We start from the raw sequence: 16,702 nt of genomic DNA on the forward strand, positions 1-16,702 counted from the left end.
GGCGGTCGCGGACGGCGCCGGGCCGCCGGGGCCCGGCCGGGCTGATCGCCCGCGATCCCGACTGCGGCGTCATCGGGGGTGTCTGCCAGGGCGTCGCGGGCCGTACCGGCATCGATCCCCTGCTCGTCCGCATGTTCGCCGCACTGGCGGGACTCAGCGCCGGGCTCGGCATCGCCCTCTACCTCGCACTGTGGATCACCACGCCCACCGTCTGGGACGACCGCACCCCGGTCGAGCGGGTGCTGCCCGGTTTCCGGCGCACCGGCTGGTTCGGGTTCGCGATCCTGCTGCTGGCGACCGGTGCGGGCACCGCCCTGGCCGCGCGCAATCTCGTCCCCCTGACCTGGTGGCCCATCGTCCCGATCGCGCTCACCGTCGTCGTCATGCGGGCATTCAGGCCGGTGCTCGCCGCCCGCGCACGACGGCACCGGGCCGAGGCCGCCCGCCCGTCTCCGGCGCGCAGCACGAGACCGGTCACTGTCATCACCGCGATCACGCTGCCCCTGGCCGTGGCGGCCGGTCTGGCGATGTTCGTCCTCGTCGACGCCAGGCCGCTCGCCCGAGTGGTCTGCGGCATCGCGGCCACCCTCGGCACGATCGGCATCGGCCTGGTGCTGACCAGCTTCTGGACCGTCTCACGCCCGCTGCGCGACGTGGGCATCTGCCTCGGCGCCGTCATTCTGGCGCTCGACACGCCCTACATCACCACTCTCGGCCTGCAGGCCCAGCCCAGCGGCTACCACCCCGACCAGACCGGGCAGGCCTCCGAGTTCAGCATCGATACCCAGAGCGCGATCCTCGACCTGGACTCCCTGCCCGCCCAGGGCAACGACGTGACGATCCAGGTGCACGACTCGACCGTTCACGTCATCGCCCCGGGCACCCGCTCGGTCACGCTCGACTACACCTGCCTCCTGTCGGAGCTCACGCTGCCCTCCGCCGACGGCTGCGCGGGCATCGGCTCGGGCACCTGGACGAGCGACGCCACCGCTCCCGGCGCACCCTCCCGGGCCGACGACGCCGAGGACCGCTCGGCGGCCCTGCACCTGCGCGTCAGGCTCGTGCGTTCGCAAATGGAGGTCGTCCGATGAGCCGTACCGGCGATGAACGCGCCCAGCGCTCCGCGTCCCTGGTGTGGGGGTTGCTGTTCATCATCATCGCCGCGCTGACCGTGCTCACCTCGAATCACCTGGTGAACCACGGCGTCGTGCGGATCGGCCTGGCCCTGGCCCTCGTCGCCACCGGCATAGCGGGGCTGGTGACGAGCGGCGCCAGGGCGAGGGGCAGAATCGGCGATGCGGGGCCGCCCGAGGACCCCCCAGTATCCACACCCACAACGGAGCAAGGAGAACCCTGATGGCCACTAAGAAACTCGCACGGAGCCGCGATCACCGGATGATCAGCGGCGTGGCCGGAGGCATCGGCGACTACCTCGGTATCGACTCCAACCTGGTCCGCCTCGTCTTCGGGGTCCTCGCCGTGGTCACGGTCGGCGGCGCCATCCTCGTCTATCTGGTCGGCTGGTTGCTCCTGCCCGACGAGTACGACGACGTGCGCGGCTTCGACCAGGTCAAGAAGAAGCTCGACGAGTTCGGCGGCAAGAAGTCCGACGGCTACACCGGCCGGTGAGCCGGGCCGGACGCCGCCACGGCACGAGGACCAGGGCTCAGAACAGCCTCGAGAGCGTGACGCCCTGGCCGCTCACTGCGACCGTCACGCCGTCCTGGGCGGCCTCCAGACCCGAGTAGTCGAGCCCGCCGGGCAGGCCCGGCAGTGCGAGCCGGTCCTGGACGTCGTCGAGGACCGCTTGAGCGAGCGCATCGGGCAGGTCCGTGCCGGCGATGGACACCTGGGCGCCCTGGAGGGTGATCGCCCCGTCCGCCGCGACCGCGGGCGTGGCGGTGAGCGTCGCCGGCACGACGGAGCCGAGGACGTCCGCCGTGGTGACGGCCTGGATGGTCCCGCCGCCTCCCCAGCTCAACGACATGCCCGAGACCGTGCTGGCATCGGCCCAACTCATGACGGCCGAGGCCTCGAGGGTCCCGGCCGTCAGCTCGTCGGGTTCGCGCACATGGCTCAGCCCGGTGGCACCGCCGTGGAGCGACCGCAGCGAGAGGCTCTCGCCCCCGACCGTCAGATCGGCCTGGTCGACGTCGATGCTCAGATCATCGAGCGTGTCCGCGGTGAGCACCGACAGCAGGATCTTCTGCGAGGTCGAGGCGTGGACCTGCGATGCGTCAACGCCCAGCCGGCCGGCGACACGCGTCTGCACGGCGCGCATCGCCACGCAGTACGAGCCCCCGACCAGCACGCCGGCGAGCACCAGGCCGATGACGACGAAACCGCACAGGACCTTCAGAGCACGCGACATACCGGGCCGTTCACAGACCGAGGATCTCGTCCATGCCCATGGTGAGGCCGGGTCTGGTGACGACGGCGCGCACGCCTGCCAGGACGCCGGGCATGAAGGAGGCGCGGTCGTAGGAGTCGTCGCGGATCGTAAGGGTCTCCCCCGCCGTGCCGAGCAGCACCTCCTGATGGGCGACCAGGCCCTGCAGGCGCACCGAATGGACCGGCACGTCGTCGACGCGGGCGCCCCGGGCACCGTCGAGGGCGGTCTGCGTGGCATCGGGCATCGGAGCGCGACCCGCTGCCCTGCGGGCCGCGGCGACGCGCTTCGCGGTGCTGGCAGCGGTGCCGGAGGGGGCGTCGAGTTTGCGCGGGTGGTGCAGCTCGATGATCTCGGCGGAGTCGAAGAAGGGGGCGGCCTTCTCGGCGAAGGCCATCATGAGGACGGCGCCGATCGAGAAGTTGGAGGCGATGAGGACGCCGACCCCGGGGGCCCCGCCCAGCCAGGAGCGCACCTGGGCGAGCCGCCCGTCGTCGAAGCCGGTGGTGCCGACGACGGCGTTGACGCCGCGGTCGATGCACCACTCGATGTCGTCCATGACGGCGGCAGGCCGGGTGAAGTCGACCATGACCTGGGCGTCCTGGGCCGGGGCGCGGTCGTCCCCGACGTCGATGCGGGCCACCAACTCCATGTCGGAGGCCCCTTCGACCGCCTCGCACACGGTGGAGCCCATGCGGCCCCTGGCGCCGAACACGCCGACCCTGATCATCGCTACCTCGCAGAATGTCGCCCGACAGAACGGTGACCAGCCTACTAGGGGTCGCCGCGGCGCCGCAGCGGCCACCGGGAAGGGGGCGAAGGGGGCCGGCCCCGCCCTGCACGGGACCGGCCCTCCGGCTGTTCGAGCAGCCCGGATCAGGCCTCGGGGCTCTCCTCGTCGTCCTCGAGGACCGCGCTCAGCGAGAGCTTGCCGCGATCGTCAACGTCGGTGATCTCGACCTGGATCTTCTGGCCGACGGACAGGACGTCGTCCACCTCCTCGACGCGCTTGCCGCCGTTGAGGGCGCGCAGCTTCGAGATGTGGAGCAGGCCGTCCTTGCCGGGCAGCAGCGAGATGAAGGCGCCGAAGCTGGTGAGCTTCACGACGGTGCCCAGATAGCGCTCGCCCATCTCGGGCATGGTCGGGTTGGCGATGGCGTTGACCATCGTGCGCGCGGCCTCGGCCGACTCGCCGTCGTCGGCTCCGATGTAGATCGTGCCGTCCTCCTCGATGGAGATGCTGGCGCCGGTGTCGTCCTGGATCTGGTTGATGACCTTGCCCTTGGGTCCGATGACCTCGCCGATCTTGTCGGTGGGGATGTGCACGGTGAGGATGCGCGGGGCGAACTCGCTCATCTCGTCGGGCTCGTCGATCGCGTCCCGGATGACGCCGAGGATCGTGGTGCGGGCCTCCCGGGCCTGCAGCAGGGCCTGGGCGAGCACGTCGGCGGGGATGCCGTCGAGCTTGGTGTCGAGCTGCAGGGCGGTGACGAACTCGCTGGTGCCGGCCACCTTGAAGTCCATGTCGCCGAGGGCGTCCTCGGCGCCGAGGATGTCGGTGAGGGCCAGGTAGGTGGTCTTCCCGCTCTCGTCGGTCTCGCTCATGAGGCCCATGGCGATGCCCGCCACGGGGGCCTTCAGGGGCACGCCCGCGTTGAGCAGGGACAGCGTCGAGGCGCAGACCGAGCCCATCGAGGTGGAACCGTTCGACCCGATGGCCTCGGAGACCTGGCGGATCGCGTAGGGGAACTCCTCGCGCGTGGGCAGCACCGGGACGATGGCGCGCTCGGCGAGATGCCCATGGCCGACCTCGCGGCGCTTCGGCGAACCGATGCGGCCGGTCTCCCCGGTGGAGTACGGCGGCATCTCGTACTGGTGCATGTAGCGCTTGGACCTGACCGGGCTCAGGGTGTCGAGCTTCTGCTCCATGTCGAGCATGTTCAGCGTCGTGATGCCCAGGACCTGGGTCTCCCCGCGCTGGAACAGACCCGAGCCGTGGACGCGCGGGATGACGCCGACCTCGCTGGACAGCGTGCGGATGTCCTTGGGGCCCCGACCGTCGATGCGGACGCCCTCGGCCAGGACGCGGCCGCGGACGATCTTCTTCTGCATGGCCTTGAAGGCGCCGGAGATCTCGCCCTCGCGGCCGGCGAAGGCCTCCTCGGCGCCCATGACGTCCCTGATCTCGTGCCTGAGCCCGGATTCGGCGTCCTGGCGCTCCAGCTTGCCGGCGATCTGCTCGATCTCGTCGAGCCTGTCGTGGCCGAGCTCGTTCACGCGCTCCCAGACGTCCTCCTCGTAGTCCTTGAAGACCGGGAAGTCGCGGGTCTCCTTGTCGACCTCGGCGGCCAGCTCGGCCTGGGCGTCGCACAGGGCCTTGATGAACGGCTTGGCGGCCTCGAGGCCGGCCCCGACGACCTCCTCGGTCGGAGCGGTGCGGCCGGACCTGACGAACCCCCAGGTGGCCTCGGTGGAGCCGGCCTCGACCATCATGATCGCGACGTCGCCGCTGGCCAGGACCCGGCCGGCGACGACCATCGAGAAGGTGGCCTCCTTCTCCTGGTCGACCGTGGGGAAGCACACCCACTGGTCGCCGACGAGGCTGATGCGCACGCCGCCGATCGGGCCGCTGAAGGGCAGGCCGGAGATCTGCGTGGACATGGACGCGGCATTGATGGCCACGACGTCGTACTCGACCTGCGGGTTGAGGGCGAGGACGGTGATGACGACCTGGACCTCGTTGCGCAGCCCCTTCCTGAAGGCGGGACGCAGCGGACGGTCGATGAGACGGCAGGCCAGGACGGCGCCCTCGCCGGGACGGCCCTCGCGGCGGAAGAACGAGCCGGGGATACGACCGACCGCGTACATCTTCTCGTCGACGTCGACGGTCAGCGGGAAGAAGTCGATGGACTCGCGCGGGGTCTTCTGGGCGGTGGTGGCGCTCAGCAGCATGGTGTCGCCGTCGAGGTAGACGGCCGCGGAGCCGTCGGCCTGCCTGGCCAGCTTGCCGGTCTCGAAACGGATGACGTGCCTGCCGAACGAGCCGTTGTCGATGACGGCCTCGGCGAACTTGACGTCGGGTCCCTCCATGGGATTCCTTTCGCTAGGGAATCGCCGCCGGCATGGACGCTCATCAGGACCGGTCTTCGATCGAGGGCGCCGGGGCGTGCCCGGGGCCCACCACCGAGGACCGAGTGTGACGACCATGACGGCGGCGCCGATGGGTGTGCGCGGTGAGCGCACTGCCGTCAAGGCTAGCCGACGGGGACGAATTCCACCTATTCGCCCGCCTTCCCGCGCGTCCCGTGACGGCAGCCGCCGTGCCCGGCGGGAGGCGCCGGCGCGACGGAAAAGGGCCGTCCGGCCCCTTGCCGGACGGCCCTGGAGGCGCGTTTCGCCTCAGCGGCGAAGACCGAGGCGCTTGACCAGCTCCCGGTAGTGGCTGATGTCCTCCTTGGCCACGTAGTTGAGCAGGCGGCGGCGCTGACCGACCATGAGCATCAGGCCACGGCGGCTGTGGTGATCGCCCTTGTGCTCCTTGAGGTGCTCGGTCAGGTGCGAGATGCGCCTGGTCAGCAGGGCGATCTGGACGTCGGGGGAACCGGTGTCGCCCGGGTGCGTCGCGTACTCTTCGATGATCCTCTTCTTCTCGGCGGCGTCCATGATGGCGCTCCCCCTTCCTGTTCCCGCTGCGCGGCGCCGCCCCAATCCTGTACGTGAGCGGCTCTTGAGGTTCCGCGGCCGATCGACGGCAACTGGGTGATTCTATCAGGCGGTCGGCGCGTTGGCAGAATCGGCCAGCAGCCCACTGGTCTCGGCCACGTCGTGGCGCATCTGGACGACGAGTTCGTCGGCCCCGTCGAAGCGCATCTGGCCGCGCAGCTGCCTGACGAACTCGACGCGGATCCTCGTGCCGTACAGCTCCAGATCGGTGCGACCGAGCGCATGGGACTCGACGCGCCGCTCGATGCCGTCGAAGGTCGGATTCGTACCGACGCTGACTGCGGCGGGCAGCGCCCCGGTGCCCGGGTCATCGACGAGATGCAGCCAGCCGGCGTAGACGCCGTCGCCGGGCGTGGCCAGTTCGGCCGGGATCGGCAGATTGGCGGTCGGGAAGCCGAGTGCGCGCCCGCGCTGGTCGCCGACGACCACGACGCCCGAGAGCGAGAACCAACGGCCGAGGTGCTCGGCGGCGGTGGTGACGTCGCCGGCGGCCAGGGCCTTGCGGACGCGGCTGGACGAGATGCCCGTCCCCCCGGCCCCGACCAGGTCGAGGGCGGTGGTCTCGAAACGCCCGGCCCCGAGCCCGGCGAGGACCCGGGCGTCGCCGGCGGCGCCCCTGCCGAAGGTGAAATTGGCGCCGACGACGACGAGCCGCGGATCGAGCGGGTCGATGATGCGCTCGACGAAATGGGAGGGCGACCACGCCGCGACCTCGCCGCTGAACTGGACGACGCGCACCTGCGCGGCGCCGTTGCGCTTCAACAGCTCGATGCGGTCGTCGAGGCTGGTGAGCAGGCGCGGCACGCGGTCGGGCGCGAAGACGGTCATGGGATGGGGCCACAGGGTCACCGCGATGACGGGCAGCGGCCCGCCCGCCCCGCCGAGGACGGCGGCGCGGGCTCGGGCATGCCCGAGCAGCGCCCGGTGACCGCGGTGAACGCCGTCGAAGTTGCCTATGACGACGACCGATCCAGCCATGCCGTGCCTTTCAGTCGATGTGGGCCAGGACCGTCGGACCGGGGCCGCGCCCCGACGGGCCGCACCGAGTCTAGTACCGGCCCGGGCGGGGGCCGCCTCTGCCGAGGGGCCCGGACGATGGGGAAGGGCCCCGGTCAGGGGCCCTTCCCGTCGAGTCGTCCGGCGGAGTCACTCGATGACGTCCTCGTCGACCCAGTCCAGGGTGCGCTGGACGGCCTTCTTCCAGTTGCGGTACAGGCGATCGCGCTCGGCGGGATCGGCCTCCGGCTCCCAGCGGGTGTCCTCGGCCCAGTTGTCGACGACGTCCTGCTCGCCGCTCCAGAAGCCCACCGCGATGCCGGCCGCGTAGGCGGCGCCGAGGGCGGTGGTCTCGGCGACGACCGGGCGGACGACCGGCACGTCGAGCTGGTCGGCCTGGAACTGCATGAGCAGCTGGTTGGCGGTCATGCCGCCGTCGACCTTGAGCTCGGTCAGCGGGACGCCCGAGTCGGCGTTCATGGCGTCCAGGACCTCGCGGGTCTGGTAGGCCGTGGACTCCAGCACCGCGCGGGCGATGTGGCCGCGGTTGACATAGCGGGTCAGACCGACGAGGGCGCCGCGGGCGTCCGGGCGCCAGTACGGCGCGAACAGGCCGGAGAAGGCCGGCACGAAGTAGGCGCCGCCGTTGTCGTCCACCGAGGCGGCCAGCGCCTCGGAGTCGGGTGCGCTGGAGACCAGTCTCAGGTTGTCGCGCAGCCACTGCACGAGCGAGCCGGCGACGGCGATCGAGCCCTCGAGGGCGTACACCGCGGGCCGGTCCCCGATCTTGTAGCAGACGGTGGTCAGCAGACCGTTCCTGCTGAAGACCGGCTCGGTGCCGGTGTTCTGCAGCATGAAGCAACCGGTGCCGTAGGTGTTCTTGGCCATGCCGGGCTCGAAGCAGGCCTGCCCGAAGGTGGCCGCCTGCTGGTCGCCCAGGATACCGGCGATCGGCGTGTCGATGAGCAGGCCGTTCTTGCGGCCGTAGCCGTAGATCTCGGAGCTCGACTCGATCTGCGGCAGCATCGAGGCGGGGATTCCGAGGGCCTCGATCATGCGCTCGTCCCACTGCAGGGTCTGGATGTTCATGAGCATCGTGCGCGAGGCGTTGGTCACATCGGTGACGTGCACGCCGCCGTCGACACCGCCGGTGAGGTTCCACAGGACCCAGGTGTCCATGGTGCCCATGAGGAGCTCGCCGGCCTCGGCCCTGGCGCGGGCGCCCTCGACGTTCTCGAGGATCCAGCGGACCTTGGGGCCCGCGAAGTAGGTGTTCAGGGGCAGGCCGCAGATGTCCTTGAAGCGGTCCGGTCCCTCCTCGCCGGCCAGCTCCTCGCAGATCCTCTGCGTGCGGGTGTCCTGCCAGACGATGGCGTTGTAGACGGGCTCGCCGGTCTGACGGTCCCATACGACGGCCGTCTCGCGCTGGTTGGTGATGCCCACCGCGGCGAGCTGGTGGCGGTTGATCTCGGCCTCGGACAGGGCCTGGCCGACGACTGCGCGGACGGCCTCCCAGATCTCGATCGGGTTGTGCTCGACCCAGCCCGCGCGCGGGAAGATCTGCTCGAATTCCTGCTGGCCGGTCGCGACGATGCGTCCGGCATGGTTGAAGATGATGGCCCGCGCCGAGGTGGTGCCCTCGTCGATGGCCAGGATGTACTTCTCTTCTTCTGCCATGGGGGTTGCTCCTTTCAACTGTGATGCGCTCGGCCGTGAGCGCATCGGTCCGGCGAACTGAGAGATGGACGGTGCCCGCTGCACGCCGACGTGCTCGCTCGCAGCGGGCACCGACGCTCACCAGAAGATCTGATAGGTGAGACCGGCCAGGGCGCCGCCGACGAGCGGGCCGACGACCGGGACCCATGCATAGGCCCAGTCGGAGCCGCCCTTGCCCCTGATGGGCAGGATGGCGTGGGCCAGCCGCGGCATGAGATCACGGGCCGGGTTCAGGGCGTACCCGGTGGGGCCGCCGAGGCTGTTGCCGATGCCCACGATGACGAGCATGACGCCCAGGGGGCCGATCACCGAGCCACTGATCTGCTCGACGCCGTTCGCACTGGTGATGCTGGCCACGTTCGTGTAACCGGAGATGATGACCCAGATCACCAGGACATAGGTCGCGATGACCTCGACGAGGCAGTTCCAGCCGTAGGCGCGGATCCGCGGGGCGGTGCAGAAGGTGCCGAGCTTGACGGCCTGATCGCAGTCCTCGTCGTACTGCTTCTTGTAGACCAGCCAGGCCAGGATGGCGCCGACGAAACCGCCGCAGAGCTGGGCGATGATGTAGATCGCGATGTTGGCCCCGGTCGCGGGGATCCCCGGGGCGAGGTCCTTGCCCGCGGCGGCGAGACCGACGGTGACGGCCGGGTTGAGATGACCGCCGGTCTGGTAGGCGCCGTAGACGCCCACCATGACCGCGATGCCCCAGCCCCAGTTGATGAACTGGGGGCCACCACCGTGGCCACCGGTTTTCGGAAGGCTGTGGTTCGCAACGACGCCCACGCCGAGCAGCATGAGCAATGCGGTGCCGAGGAACTCGGAGCCGAAGATGGCCGCCGAGGAGACAAGAGGAATCATGTGGAACTCCCTTGTGTCGGATTGGACTTGTGTCGGATTGGACGTGTGCCTGACGACATGCGGTCGACAGCTGCCGAACCGGTTCATGCACTCACCGTGCACGGGCCCGGCCGGAACTCCCCTAGGGGGAAGCCGTGGAACACGCTTTCATCATCACGAGACCGGAGGCCAGTTCCACGAGGGGTTTCGTTTGAAAACTGTAAGATGTGCACTGGATCCTGCAAGATGATGCACTTCCTCCCATCAGGGTGCGCATGGGGGTGAGGAACCGGTACCGCCACAATCCAGTCAGGCCAGCCTGCACTCATCCCGACGCGCCGCCGGAGGCGAGCACGCCATGTCCTCACAAGGCCTGACACCGAACACGGCAGGCGTCCGGCGGTCCGGGCGGGGAATGCGCGGACCCACCACCGGCCCCGGCATTGTGCTGGTGCGTCCGGGCGCTATCGTGGGCCCCGGTCGGCGAAACGGACCGACTCGGACCCGATCCGCTCGCGGCGGGCCGTAGCTCCTTGCGGTCCGCGGCGGGGCCACCGGGAGAATCGGATGAGCAGTGGCCGATCAGTTCGGAGGAGAGCGAACGATGACTGATCCGACCCGCGACGAGGTCGCTGGGATCCTCGCACGCTGGGACCATTCGCGTGAGCACATCCTGTCCATCCTCCAGGACATCCAGCACGTCAGCTCCGAGCACCACGTCAGCCAGGAGGTGGCCGCGCAGGTGGCCGCCGACATGGGCATGACCCCTACCGCCGTGTACGAGATCGTGACCTTCTACCACATGCTTCACGCCGTCCCGCACGGACGGCACCGCGTGGAGATCTGCGAGAGCACTCCCTGCTTCTTCCAGGGCGGCGACGTCCTGCAGCGCACCGCCGCCGAGCAGTTGGGCGTCGCCGTGGACGAGGCGACCCCGGACGGCGCCGTCCGCGTCGAGACCGTCCCGTGCTTCGGCCGCTGCGCCACGGCGCCGAACGTCAAGATCGACGACAGGGCGCACCAGCGGGTCTCCCCCGCCGCGCTCCGCGGCCTGATCGACCGGCTGGTCGCCGACGACCGCGCCGAGCAGGATCGGGTGAGCCGGCATGTATGACCGCCTGCTCGAGCACGTCGGCGACGACGAGGACCAGAAGCAGCTGTCCGTCTACCTCGGCCAGGGCGGCTACCGGGGGCTGCGCAACGCCGTGGCGATGGGCCCCGACAAGGTGATCGAGGAGATCTCCACCGGCTACGTGCGCGGCCGTGGCGGCGCCGCCTATCCCACCGGGAGGAAGTGGGGCCAGCTGGCCCGTATCGAGGGCGACCCGAAGTACGTCATCTGCAACGCCGACGAGGGCGAGCCGGGCACCTTCAAGGATCAGCTCCTGCTCGAGAAGAACCCGTACTCGGTCATCGAGGGGATGACCATCGCCGGCTACGTCTTCGACTCGCCGAAGGGCATCATCTACGTGCGCGGCGAGTACCCCGAGGAGTTCGGGATCCTGCGCGCCTGCCTGCAGCAGGCCCGCGACGCGGGCCTGCTCGGGCGCAGCGTCCTGGGCGTCGAGGGCTTCGACTACGACATCGACACGGTCTCGGGCGGCGGCGCCTACGTGTGCGGCGAGAACTCCGCCATGCTCAATTCCATCGAGGGCAAACCGGGCCGCCCGCGCATCAAGCCCCCGCACCTGGCCGAGGTCGGCCTCTACGGCAGGCCGACGCTGGTCAACAACGTCGAGAGCTACGCCGATGTCATGCTCGTCCTGGCCAACGGCGGCGAGCACTACCGCGCCCAGGGCTCGGGCAACGGCGGCGGCACGAAGCTCATCTCCATCTGCGGCCACGTCGCGCACCCGGGCGTCTTCGAGGTGCCGCTCGGGGGCCGCACGCTGCGCGATCTCATCTGGTCCCCGCAGTTCGGCGGCGGCGTCGTCGGCGGCGATCTCGGCTTCGTCCACTGCGGCGGGCACTCGGGACCGATCGGGTTCGAGAACTGCCTGGACGCCCCCTACGACTACGACGACGAGTGGTCGGGGGGCAAGGCGGTCGGCTCGGGAGCGATCGTCGTCATGAACGACACGGTCGACATCGTCGACTACCTGCGCCAGGTGATGGTCTTCTTCCGCAAGGAGTCGTGCGGCAAGTGCACGCCCTGCCGGCTGGGCACCACCCGCGTCTGGGAGGTGCTGGAGCGCCTGGCCGCCGGCCGCGGCGAACCCGACGACATCCAGCGCCTGCGCACCACCACCGAGCAGGTCCACAAACTGTCGGCCTGCGGCCTGGGCCAGTGCATCGACGTGCCGGTCCTCAGCGCGCTGAACGGCGCGCTGCCCGCCTTCGAGGCGGCACTCGCGAGGGAACCGGTCAATGTCTAGCACCCCGGCACCGAACCCCATCCGGAGGGCCGGCCTGAATGGCGCCGAGCCGGTCCGGACCGTCCGCATGCGCATCGACGGGTGCGAGCACGACGTGCCCGAGGGCCTCACCGTCCTGGAGGCCTGCCGCGAGCTGGGGGTCGAGATCCCCACGCTGTGTCAGATGAGGGACCTGGCCCCCGACGGGTCCTGTCGCATGTGCATGGTCAAGATCGCCCAACGGGGCCGCACGAGGATGAGGGTCTCGTGCGCCGAGCCGGTGGCCGAGGGCATGGAGGTCGTCACGATGGACGACGAGATCTTCGAGTCCCGCCGTTTCATCGTGGACCTGCTGTGCTCCAACCACGAGTTCGACTGCTTCCGGTGCGCGGCCAACGGCGACTGCCGCCTGCAGGACTACTCGATGCAGTACCGCATCGACCGCACCGACTTCCCCGCCGGCCGCTTCATCGGGCACAGGGTCGACTCGTCCAATCCCTTCCTCACCTTCCACGCGGACCGCTGCATCATGTGCCGCCGCTGCGTGCGCGCCTGCGGCGACCTGCAGGGGCGCAATGTCATCGCCCTCGCCCAGCGCGGCTTCGACACCCGGATGTCGACCGGCTGGGAGATGCCCTGGGAGCTGACCAACTGCGAGTCCTGCGGCAACTGCGTCTCGGTGTGCCCCGTCGGCGCCCTCGAGGCCAAGGACCACCAGCGCAGCTACCGCGACTGGCAGGTCGACAAGAAGGTCGTCACCACCTGCCCGCACTGCGGCGTCGGCTGCCAGCTCGAGCTGCAGGTCGCCGGCGGCAGGGTCGTCGGTGTCGAGCCGGCCTACGGCCCGGCCAACCGCGGCATCCTGTGCGTCAAGGGCAAGTTCGGCTCCTACAAGTTCGTCTCCTCCGCCGACCGTCTCACCGATCCCCTCATCAAGGAGAACGGGCGGTTCCGCAAGGCCGACTGGGACGAGGCCCTCGACCTCATCACCGACAGGATGAAGGCCATCATCGCCGAGTCCGGGCCGGACGCCATCGCGGGCTTCTCCTGCTCGCGCGCGCCGAACGAGGACAACTACATGTTCCAGAAGATGATGCGCGCCGGCATCGGCACCAACAACGTCGACAACTGCGCGCGCGTCTGCCACTCCGCCTCGGTCACCGGCCTGGCCGCCACGCTCGGCTCCGGCGCCATGACGAACACGATCCGCGACGTCACCCACGGCGTCGACGCGATCCTGCTCGTCGGCTCGAACACCACCGAGGCGCACCCGGTCATGGGCTCGCAGATCCGCGCCGCCGCACGGGCCGGCGCCGAACTGATCGTCGTCGACCCCCGCAGGACCGATCTCACCTCGATGGCGGCCCTGCACCTGCCCATCAAGCCCGGCACCGACATCGCCTTCGCCAATGCGATGGTGAACATCATCATCTCCAACGGCTGGGCCGACGAGAAGTTCATCGCCGAGCGCACCGAGGGCTTCGAGGCGCTGCGCGAGATCGTCGCCGGGTACGAGCCCGACAAGGTGGCGCGCCTGTGCCACATCCCGGTAGCCGACCTGTACCGGGCCGCCGAGATCTACGCGAGGGCCGAGCGGGCCCCGATCATCTACTGCTTGGGCGTCACCGAGCACACCAGCGGCACCCAGAACGTCATGTCGCTGTCGAATCTGGCGATGGTCGTCGGCAAGTACGGCAGGCCGGGCTGCGGCATCAACCCGCTGCGCGGCCAGAACAACGTGCAGGGCGCCTGCGACATGGGCTGCGAGCCGCACAACATGCCCGGCTACCAGAGGTTCGACGCCCCCGGCGTCATGGCCAAGTTCGAGCGCGTCTGGGGCAGGCCGCTGTCGCACGAGGTCGGCCTGCGCGCCACCCAGGTGTTCGGCGCGGCCGTCGAGGGCCGCATCAGGGGCCTGTTCGTCTTCGGCGAGGACCCGATCGTCAGCGATCCGAACACGGCCCACGTCAGGGCGGGCCTGGAGGCGCTCGACCTCCTGGTCGTCGACGAGCTGTTCATGACGCAGACCGCAGAGCTGGCCGACGTCGTCCTGCCCGGGGCGGCGTACGTGGAGAAGGAGGGCACCTTCTCCAATACCGAGCGCCGCGTCCAGCGCGTGCGCAAGGCGGTGGACGCCCCCGGCGACGCCCGCCTCGACACGTGGATCTTCGCCGAGGTCATGCGCCGTATGGGCTACCCCGAGACGTTGGGGAACGCCTCGGACATCATGGACGAGATCGGCCTGGTCGACCCGGACTTCGGCGGCATCTCGCACGCCCGCCTGGACGCCGGCGAGTCGCTTCAGTGGCCCTGCCCCGCGAAGGACCACCCGGGCACGCCGATCATGCACGTCGGCGCGTTCAAGCGCGGGCTGGGCTACTTCTACCCCACCGAGTACCAGGAGCCGAACGAGGTGCCGGACGAGGACTACCCGATCCTGCTGAGCACCGGCCGCATGCTCTACCACTACAACACCGGCGCGATGACCCACCGCACGGAGGGTCTGGACGAGATCGCCTCGGAGTCGTACATCCAGATCAATGAGACCGACGCGCGGGAGCTGGGCATCGCCCAGGGCGACCGGGTACGAGTCAGTTCGCGCCGCGGCGCCATCGAGACGCAGGCCTGGGTCGGCGACAGGGTCGGCGAGGGCGAGGCCTTCATGACCTTCCACTTCGCGCAGGGCAATCCGAATGTCGTGGCCAACGACGCGACCGACCCCCTGTGCTTCATCCCCGAGTACAAGGTCTGCGCCATCCGGGTCGAGAAGCTCGCCGACGCGCCGGTCCCGGGCCGGCTGAGCGGTCTGCACGAGCCCGCGCTGCTGTGACCGGTCCTGCCCCGGCCACAGCGGGCGGCACCGCGGACCAGGGGATGCGGGGCGCCCGGCGAACCGCTCGCGGCGGCACGGATCATGGCGCCGGAGCGCCGGAGGAGGAGACAGTCAATGGGCCGCGTCACCACGCGCCATCGTGTCGTGCGCATCGACGAGCACCATCCCGGCGGGGTCGGCGCCGTCGACACGCTCGCCGTCGAGGAGCCCCTCGAGATACGCCTGGGCCCGATGAGGTACTCCACGACGATGCGCACCCCGGGCCACGACATGGAGCTGGTGCACGGCTTCCTCGCCTCCGAGGGGGTCATCGCCGGCCCGGGGGACATCGCCAGCGCCCGCTACTGCACCGGCACCGTCACGGACGAGCTCACCGGGCTGCCGCGCAACACCTACAACGTCCTGCAGATCAGACTCGCCGACGGCGTCCGGCCGCCCGGCACCGGGCGCCAGGTGGTGACTTCGTCCGCCTGCGGCGTCTGCGGCACCGACACGATCGAGGCCCTCGAGAGGGCTTCCCGCTTCGACCTGCGCGCCGACCAGATCCCTGTGGCGGCGGCAACGGTCCTGTCCCTGCCGGACGGGCTGCGCCGGGCGCAGCGGGCCTTCTCCAGCACGGGCGCCACGCACGCCGCAGCCCTGTTCTCCCCCGCCGGCGAGCTGCTGGCGGCCCGCGAGGACATCGGCCGGCACAACGCGGTCGACAAGGTGGTCGGCTGGGCGATGCTCAACGGACGCCGTCCTGCGAGCGGCTGCGTGCTCATGGTCTCGGGGCGCATCGGCTTCGAGCTCGCGCAGAAGTCCGTCCTGGCCGGTATTCCCGTCCTGGCGGGCATCTCGGCGCCCACCGCCCTGGCCGTCCAGACCGCCGACGAGACCGGCCTGACACTGGCCGGGTTCGTCAGGGGCGAGCGGATGAGCATCTACTCCAACCCCGGCCGGGTCGTCAGGGTGTGACCGGCGGCGGGTTCCCGCCGCCGACCGCTGATCCGCTCCAACCCGCGATCCGCCTGTCACACTGGTTTTCGCAATCAGCTGACGACGCCTCGACCCTGCTCCAACCCCTAGTCAGTGACCCGACCCTGCTCCTACTATGAGCAGCAGGCGACCCGGTCGGCGCCAGGGTCGGCAGCGCGTGGTCCGCACGGCGCCGGAAACCGATCGGGTCGGAGCCCCGAGGATGGCGCCCCGGCCGCCCCGCCCTGTCACATCCATTCGTCTCGTCAGCATCCGATCGAATCCAGGTGAATCCATCCATGGCCGAACAGACGCCAACAGCAGCGCCACCCGCCTACACGCCTGAGGAGGCCCGGCGCGTCATCCGCAACTCGAAGGGCGTACCGATCGGCACCAGACCCGGAACCAGGTGGACCCCCAGGAAGATCGTCCTGTGGGCGGTCATCACCGCGCTGGGCGTGCTCGGCTGGACGATGCTCGCCGTGGTGCGCGGCGAGCGGGTCAACACCATCTGGTTCGTCATCACCGCCGTGTGCACCTACGCGATCGCCTACCGGTTCTACGCCCTGTACGTCCAGCACAAGATCATGCGCCCGGACGACTCGAACGCCACGCCGGCCGAGCGCATCAACAACGGCAAGGACTTCGACCCGACGAACAGGGTCGTCCTCTACGGGCACCACTTCGCCGCCATCGCCGGCGCCGGCCCGCTGGTCGGGCCCGTACTCGCCGCCCAGATGGGCTACCTGCCCGGCACGCTGTGGATCGTCATCGGCGTCTGCCTGGCCGGGGCCATCCAGGACATGCTCGTCCTGTTCTTCTCGATGCGCCGCGGCGGACGCTCGCTCGGCCAGATGGCCACCGACGAGATCGGCAGGGTCGGCGGCATCGTCG

The 16,702-nt window shown here is 70.0% G+C and carries 15 protein-coding genes; 8 read left to right on the forward strand and 7 right to left on the reverse strand.

The annotated features are described in order from the left end of the window. The 3 genes from R2N01_RS08630 to R2N01_RS08640 all read left to right on the forward strand — a co-directional run. A partial coding sequence (locus R2N01_RS08630) for a PspC domain-containing protein (RefSeq protein WP_316670329.1) occupies window positions 1-1,091 on the forward strand: 1,091 nt, incomplete at its 5' end. Beyond that, complete coding sequence (locus tag R2N01_RS08635) at window positions 1,088-1,357, forward strand: hypothetical protein (protein WP_316670330.1); 270 nt, start codon at window positions 1,088-1,090, stop codon at window positions 1,355-1,357. The genes R2N01_RS08630 and R2N01_RS08635, both read left to right, overlap by 4 nt. Beyond that, window positions 1,357-1,629, forward strand: coding sequence for a PspC domain-containing protein (locus R2N01_RS08640; protein WP_316670332.1), 273 nt, complete (start codon window positions 1,357-1,359; stop codon window positions 1,627-1,629). The genes R2N01_RS08635 and R2N01_RS08640 overlap by 1 nt, the downstream gene beginning before the upstream one ends. Before the next feature lie 37 nt (window positions 1,630-1,666). On the opposite strand, the gene R2N01_RS08645 is transcribed toward R2N01_RS08640, so the two are convergent. The 7 genes from R2N01_RS08645 to R2N01_RS08675 all read right to left on the reverse strand — a co-directional run bounded on the left by R2N01_RS08645 (window position 1,667) and on the right by R2N01_RS08675 (window position 9,685). Next, window positions 1,667-2,371, reverse strand: coding sequence for an LmeA family phospholipid-binding protein (locus R2N01_RS08645; protein ID WP_316670333.1), 705 nt, complete (start codon window positions 2,369-2,371; stop codon window positions 1,667-1,669). A gap of 10 nt (window positions 2,372-2,381) precedes the next feature. Further along, entirely contained in the window at window positions 2,382-3,119 is a 738-nt protein-coding gene (dapB, locus tag R2N01_RS08650; protein WP_316670334.1) for a 4-hydroxy-tetrahydrodipicolinate reductase, read from the reverse strand. A gap of 146 nt (window positions 3,120-3,265) precedes the next feature. Continuing rightward, window positions 3,266-5,479: a polyribonucleotide nucleotidyltransferase gene (locus R2N01_RS08655; RefSeq protein ID WP_316670335.1), complete on the reverse strand. Its 2,214-nt coding sequence runs from the start codon at window positions 5,477-5,479 to the stop codon at window positions 3,266-3,268. Window positions 5,480-5,788: 309 nt separating this feature from the next. After that, window positions 5,789-6,052: a 30S ribosomal protein S15 gene (gene rpsO / locus R2N01_RS08660; RefSeq protein WP_316670337.1), complete on the reverse strand. Its 264-nt coding sequence runs from the start codon at window positions 6,050-6,052 to the stop codon at window positions 5,789-5,791. Window positions 6,053-6,157: 105 nt separating this feature from the next. Further along, window positions 6,158-7,090 carry a riboflavin biosynthesis protein RibF gene (gene ribF, locus R2N01_RS08665; protein WP_316670338.1) on the reverse strand — a complete coding sequence of 311 codons (933 nt, stop codon included), beginning with the start codon at window positions 7,088-7,090 and terminating at the stop codon, window positions 6,158-6,160. Between the two features lie 168 nt (window positions 7,091-7,258). Further along, entirely contained in the window at window positions 7,259-8,830 is a 1,572-nt protein-coding gene (gene glpK / locus R2N01_RS08670) for a glycerol kinase GlpK (protein ID WP_316670351.1), read from the reverse strand. A 72-nt stretch (window positions 8,831-8,902) separates the two neighbouring features. After that, complete coding sequence (locus tag R2N01_RS08675) at window positions 8,903-9,685, reverse strand: MIP/aquaporin family protein (protein WP_316670339.1); 783 nt, start codon at window positions 9,683-9,685, stop codon at window positions 8,903-8,905. Between the two features lie 583 nt (window positions 9,686-10,268). Between R2N01_RS08675 and R2N01_RS08680 the strand changes: the two genes are divergently transcribed. The 5 genes from R2N01_RS08680 to R2N01_RS08700 all read left to right on the forward strand — a co-directional run. Continuing rightward, window positions 10,269-10,778, forward strand: a complete 510-nt coding sequence (locus R2N01_RS08680) for an NAD(P)H-dependent oxidoreductase subunit E (protein ID WP_316670341.1) — start codon at window positions 10,269-10,271, stop codon at window positions 10,776-10,778. Then, the gene (locus R2N01_RS08685; protein ID WP_316670343.1) at window positions 10,771-12,039 is read left to right on the forward strand and encodes an NADH-ubiquinone oxidoreductase-F iron-sulfur binding region domain-containing protein; all 1,269 of its coding nucleotides are present in this window, start codon (window positions 10,771-10,773) and stop codon (window positions 12,037-12,039) included. Before R2N01_RS08680 ends, R2N01_RS08685 begins: the two co-directional genes overlap by 8 nt. Further along, window positions 12,032-14,848: a formate dehydrogenase subunit alpha gene (gene fdhF / locus R2N01_RS08690; protein ID WP_316670345.1), complete on the forward strand. Its 2,817-nt coding sequence runs from the start codon at window positions 12,032-12,034 to the stop codon at window positions 14,846-14,848. Before R2N01_RS08685 ends, fdhF begins: the two co-directional genes overlap by 8 nt. 117 nt (window positions 14,849-14,965) lie before the next feature. Beyond that, entirely contained in the window at window positions 14,966-15,808 is an 843-nt protein-coding gene (gene fdhD, locus R2N01_RS08695) for a formate dehydrogenase accessory sulfurtransferase FdhD (RefSeq protein ID WP_316670348.1), read from the forward strand. A 299-nt stretch (window positions 15,809-16,107) separates the two neighbouring features. Then, on the forward strand, window positions 16,108-16,702 hold a 595-nt coding region (locus R2N01_RS08700), incomplete at its 3' end, for a carbon starvation CstA family protein (protein WP_316670350.1).

Source organism: uncultured Propionibacterium sp. (assembly GCF_963539965.1).
Lineage (GTDB): Bacteria > Actinomycetota > Actinomycetes > Propionibacteriales > Propionibacteriaceae > Propionibacterium.

Excerpts from the sequence above, each read along its gene's own strand:
- R2N01_RS08635 (WP_316670330.1), top strand. The coding sequence starts at position 1,088 with ATGAGCCGTACCGGCGATGAACGCGCCCAGCGCTCCGCGTCCCTGGTG.
- R2N01_RS08640 (WP_316670332.1), top strand. The coding sequence starts at position 1,357 with ATGGCCACTAAGAAACTCGCACGGAGCCGCGATCACCGGATGATCAGC.
- R2N01_RS08645 (WP_316670333.1), bottom strand. The coding sequence starts at position 2,371 with ATGTCGCGTGCTCTGAAGGTCCTGTGCGGTTTCGTCGTCATCGGCCTG.
- dapB (WP_316670334.1), bottom strand. The coding sequence starts at position 3,119 with ATGATCAGGGTCGGCGTGTTCGGCGCCAGGGGCCGCATGGGCTCCACC.
- R2N01_RS08655 (WP_316670335.1), bottom strand. The coding sequence starts at position 5,479 with ATGGAGGGACCCGACGTCAAGTTCGCCGAGGCCGTCATCGACAACGGC.
- rpsO (WP_316670337.1), bottom strand. The coding sequence starts at position 6,052 with ATGGACGCCGCCGAGAAGAAGAGGATCATCGAAGAGTACGCGACGCAC.
- ribF (WP_316670338.1), bottom strand. The coding sequence starts at position 7,090 with ATGGCTGGATCGGTCGTCGTCATAGGCAACTTCGACGGCGTTCACCGC.
- glpK (WP_316670351.1), bottom strand. The coding sequence starts at position 8,830 with ATGCGCTCACGGCCGAGCGCATCACAGTTGAAAGGAGCAACCCCCATG.
- R2N01_RS08675 (WP_316670339.1), bottom strand. The coding sequence starts at position 9,685 with ATGATTCCTCTTGTCTCCTCGGCGGCCATCTTCGGCTCCGAGTTCCTC.
- R2N01_RS08680 (WP_316670341.1), top strand. The coding sequence starts at position 10,269 with ATGACTGATCCGACCCGCGACGAGGTCGCTGGGATCCTCGCACGCTGG.
- R2N01_RS08685 (WP_316670343.1), top strand. The coding sequence starts at position 10,771 with ATGTATGACCGCCTGCTCGAGCACGTCGGCGACGACGAGGACCAGAAG.
- fdhF (WP_316670345.1), top strand. The coding sequence starts at position 12,032 with ATGTCTAGCACCCCGGCACCGAACCCCATCCGGAGGGCCGGCCTGAAT.
- fdhD (WP_316670348.1), top strand. The coding sequence starts at position 14,966 with ATGGGCCGCGTCACCACGCGCCATCGTGTCGTGCGCATCGACGAGCAC.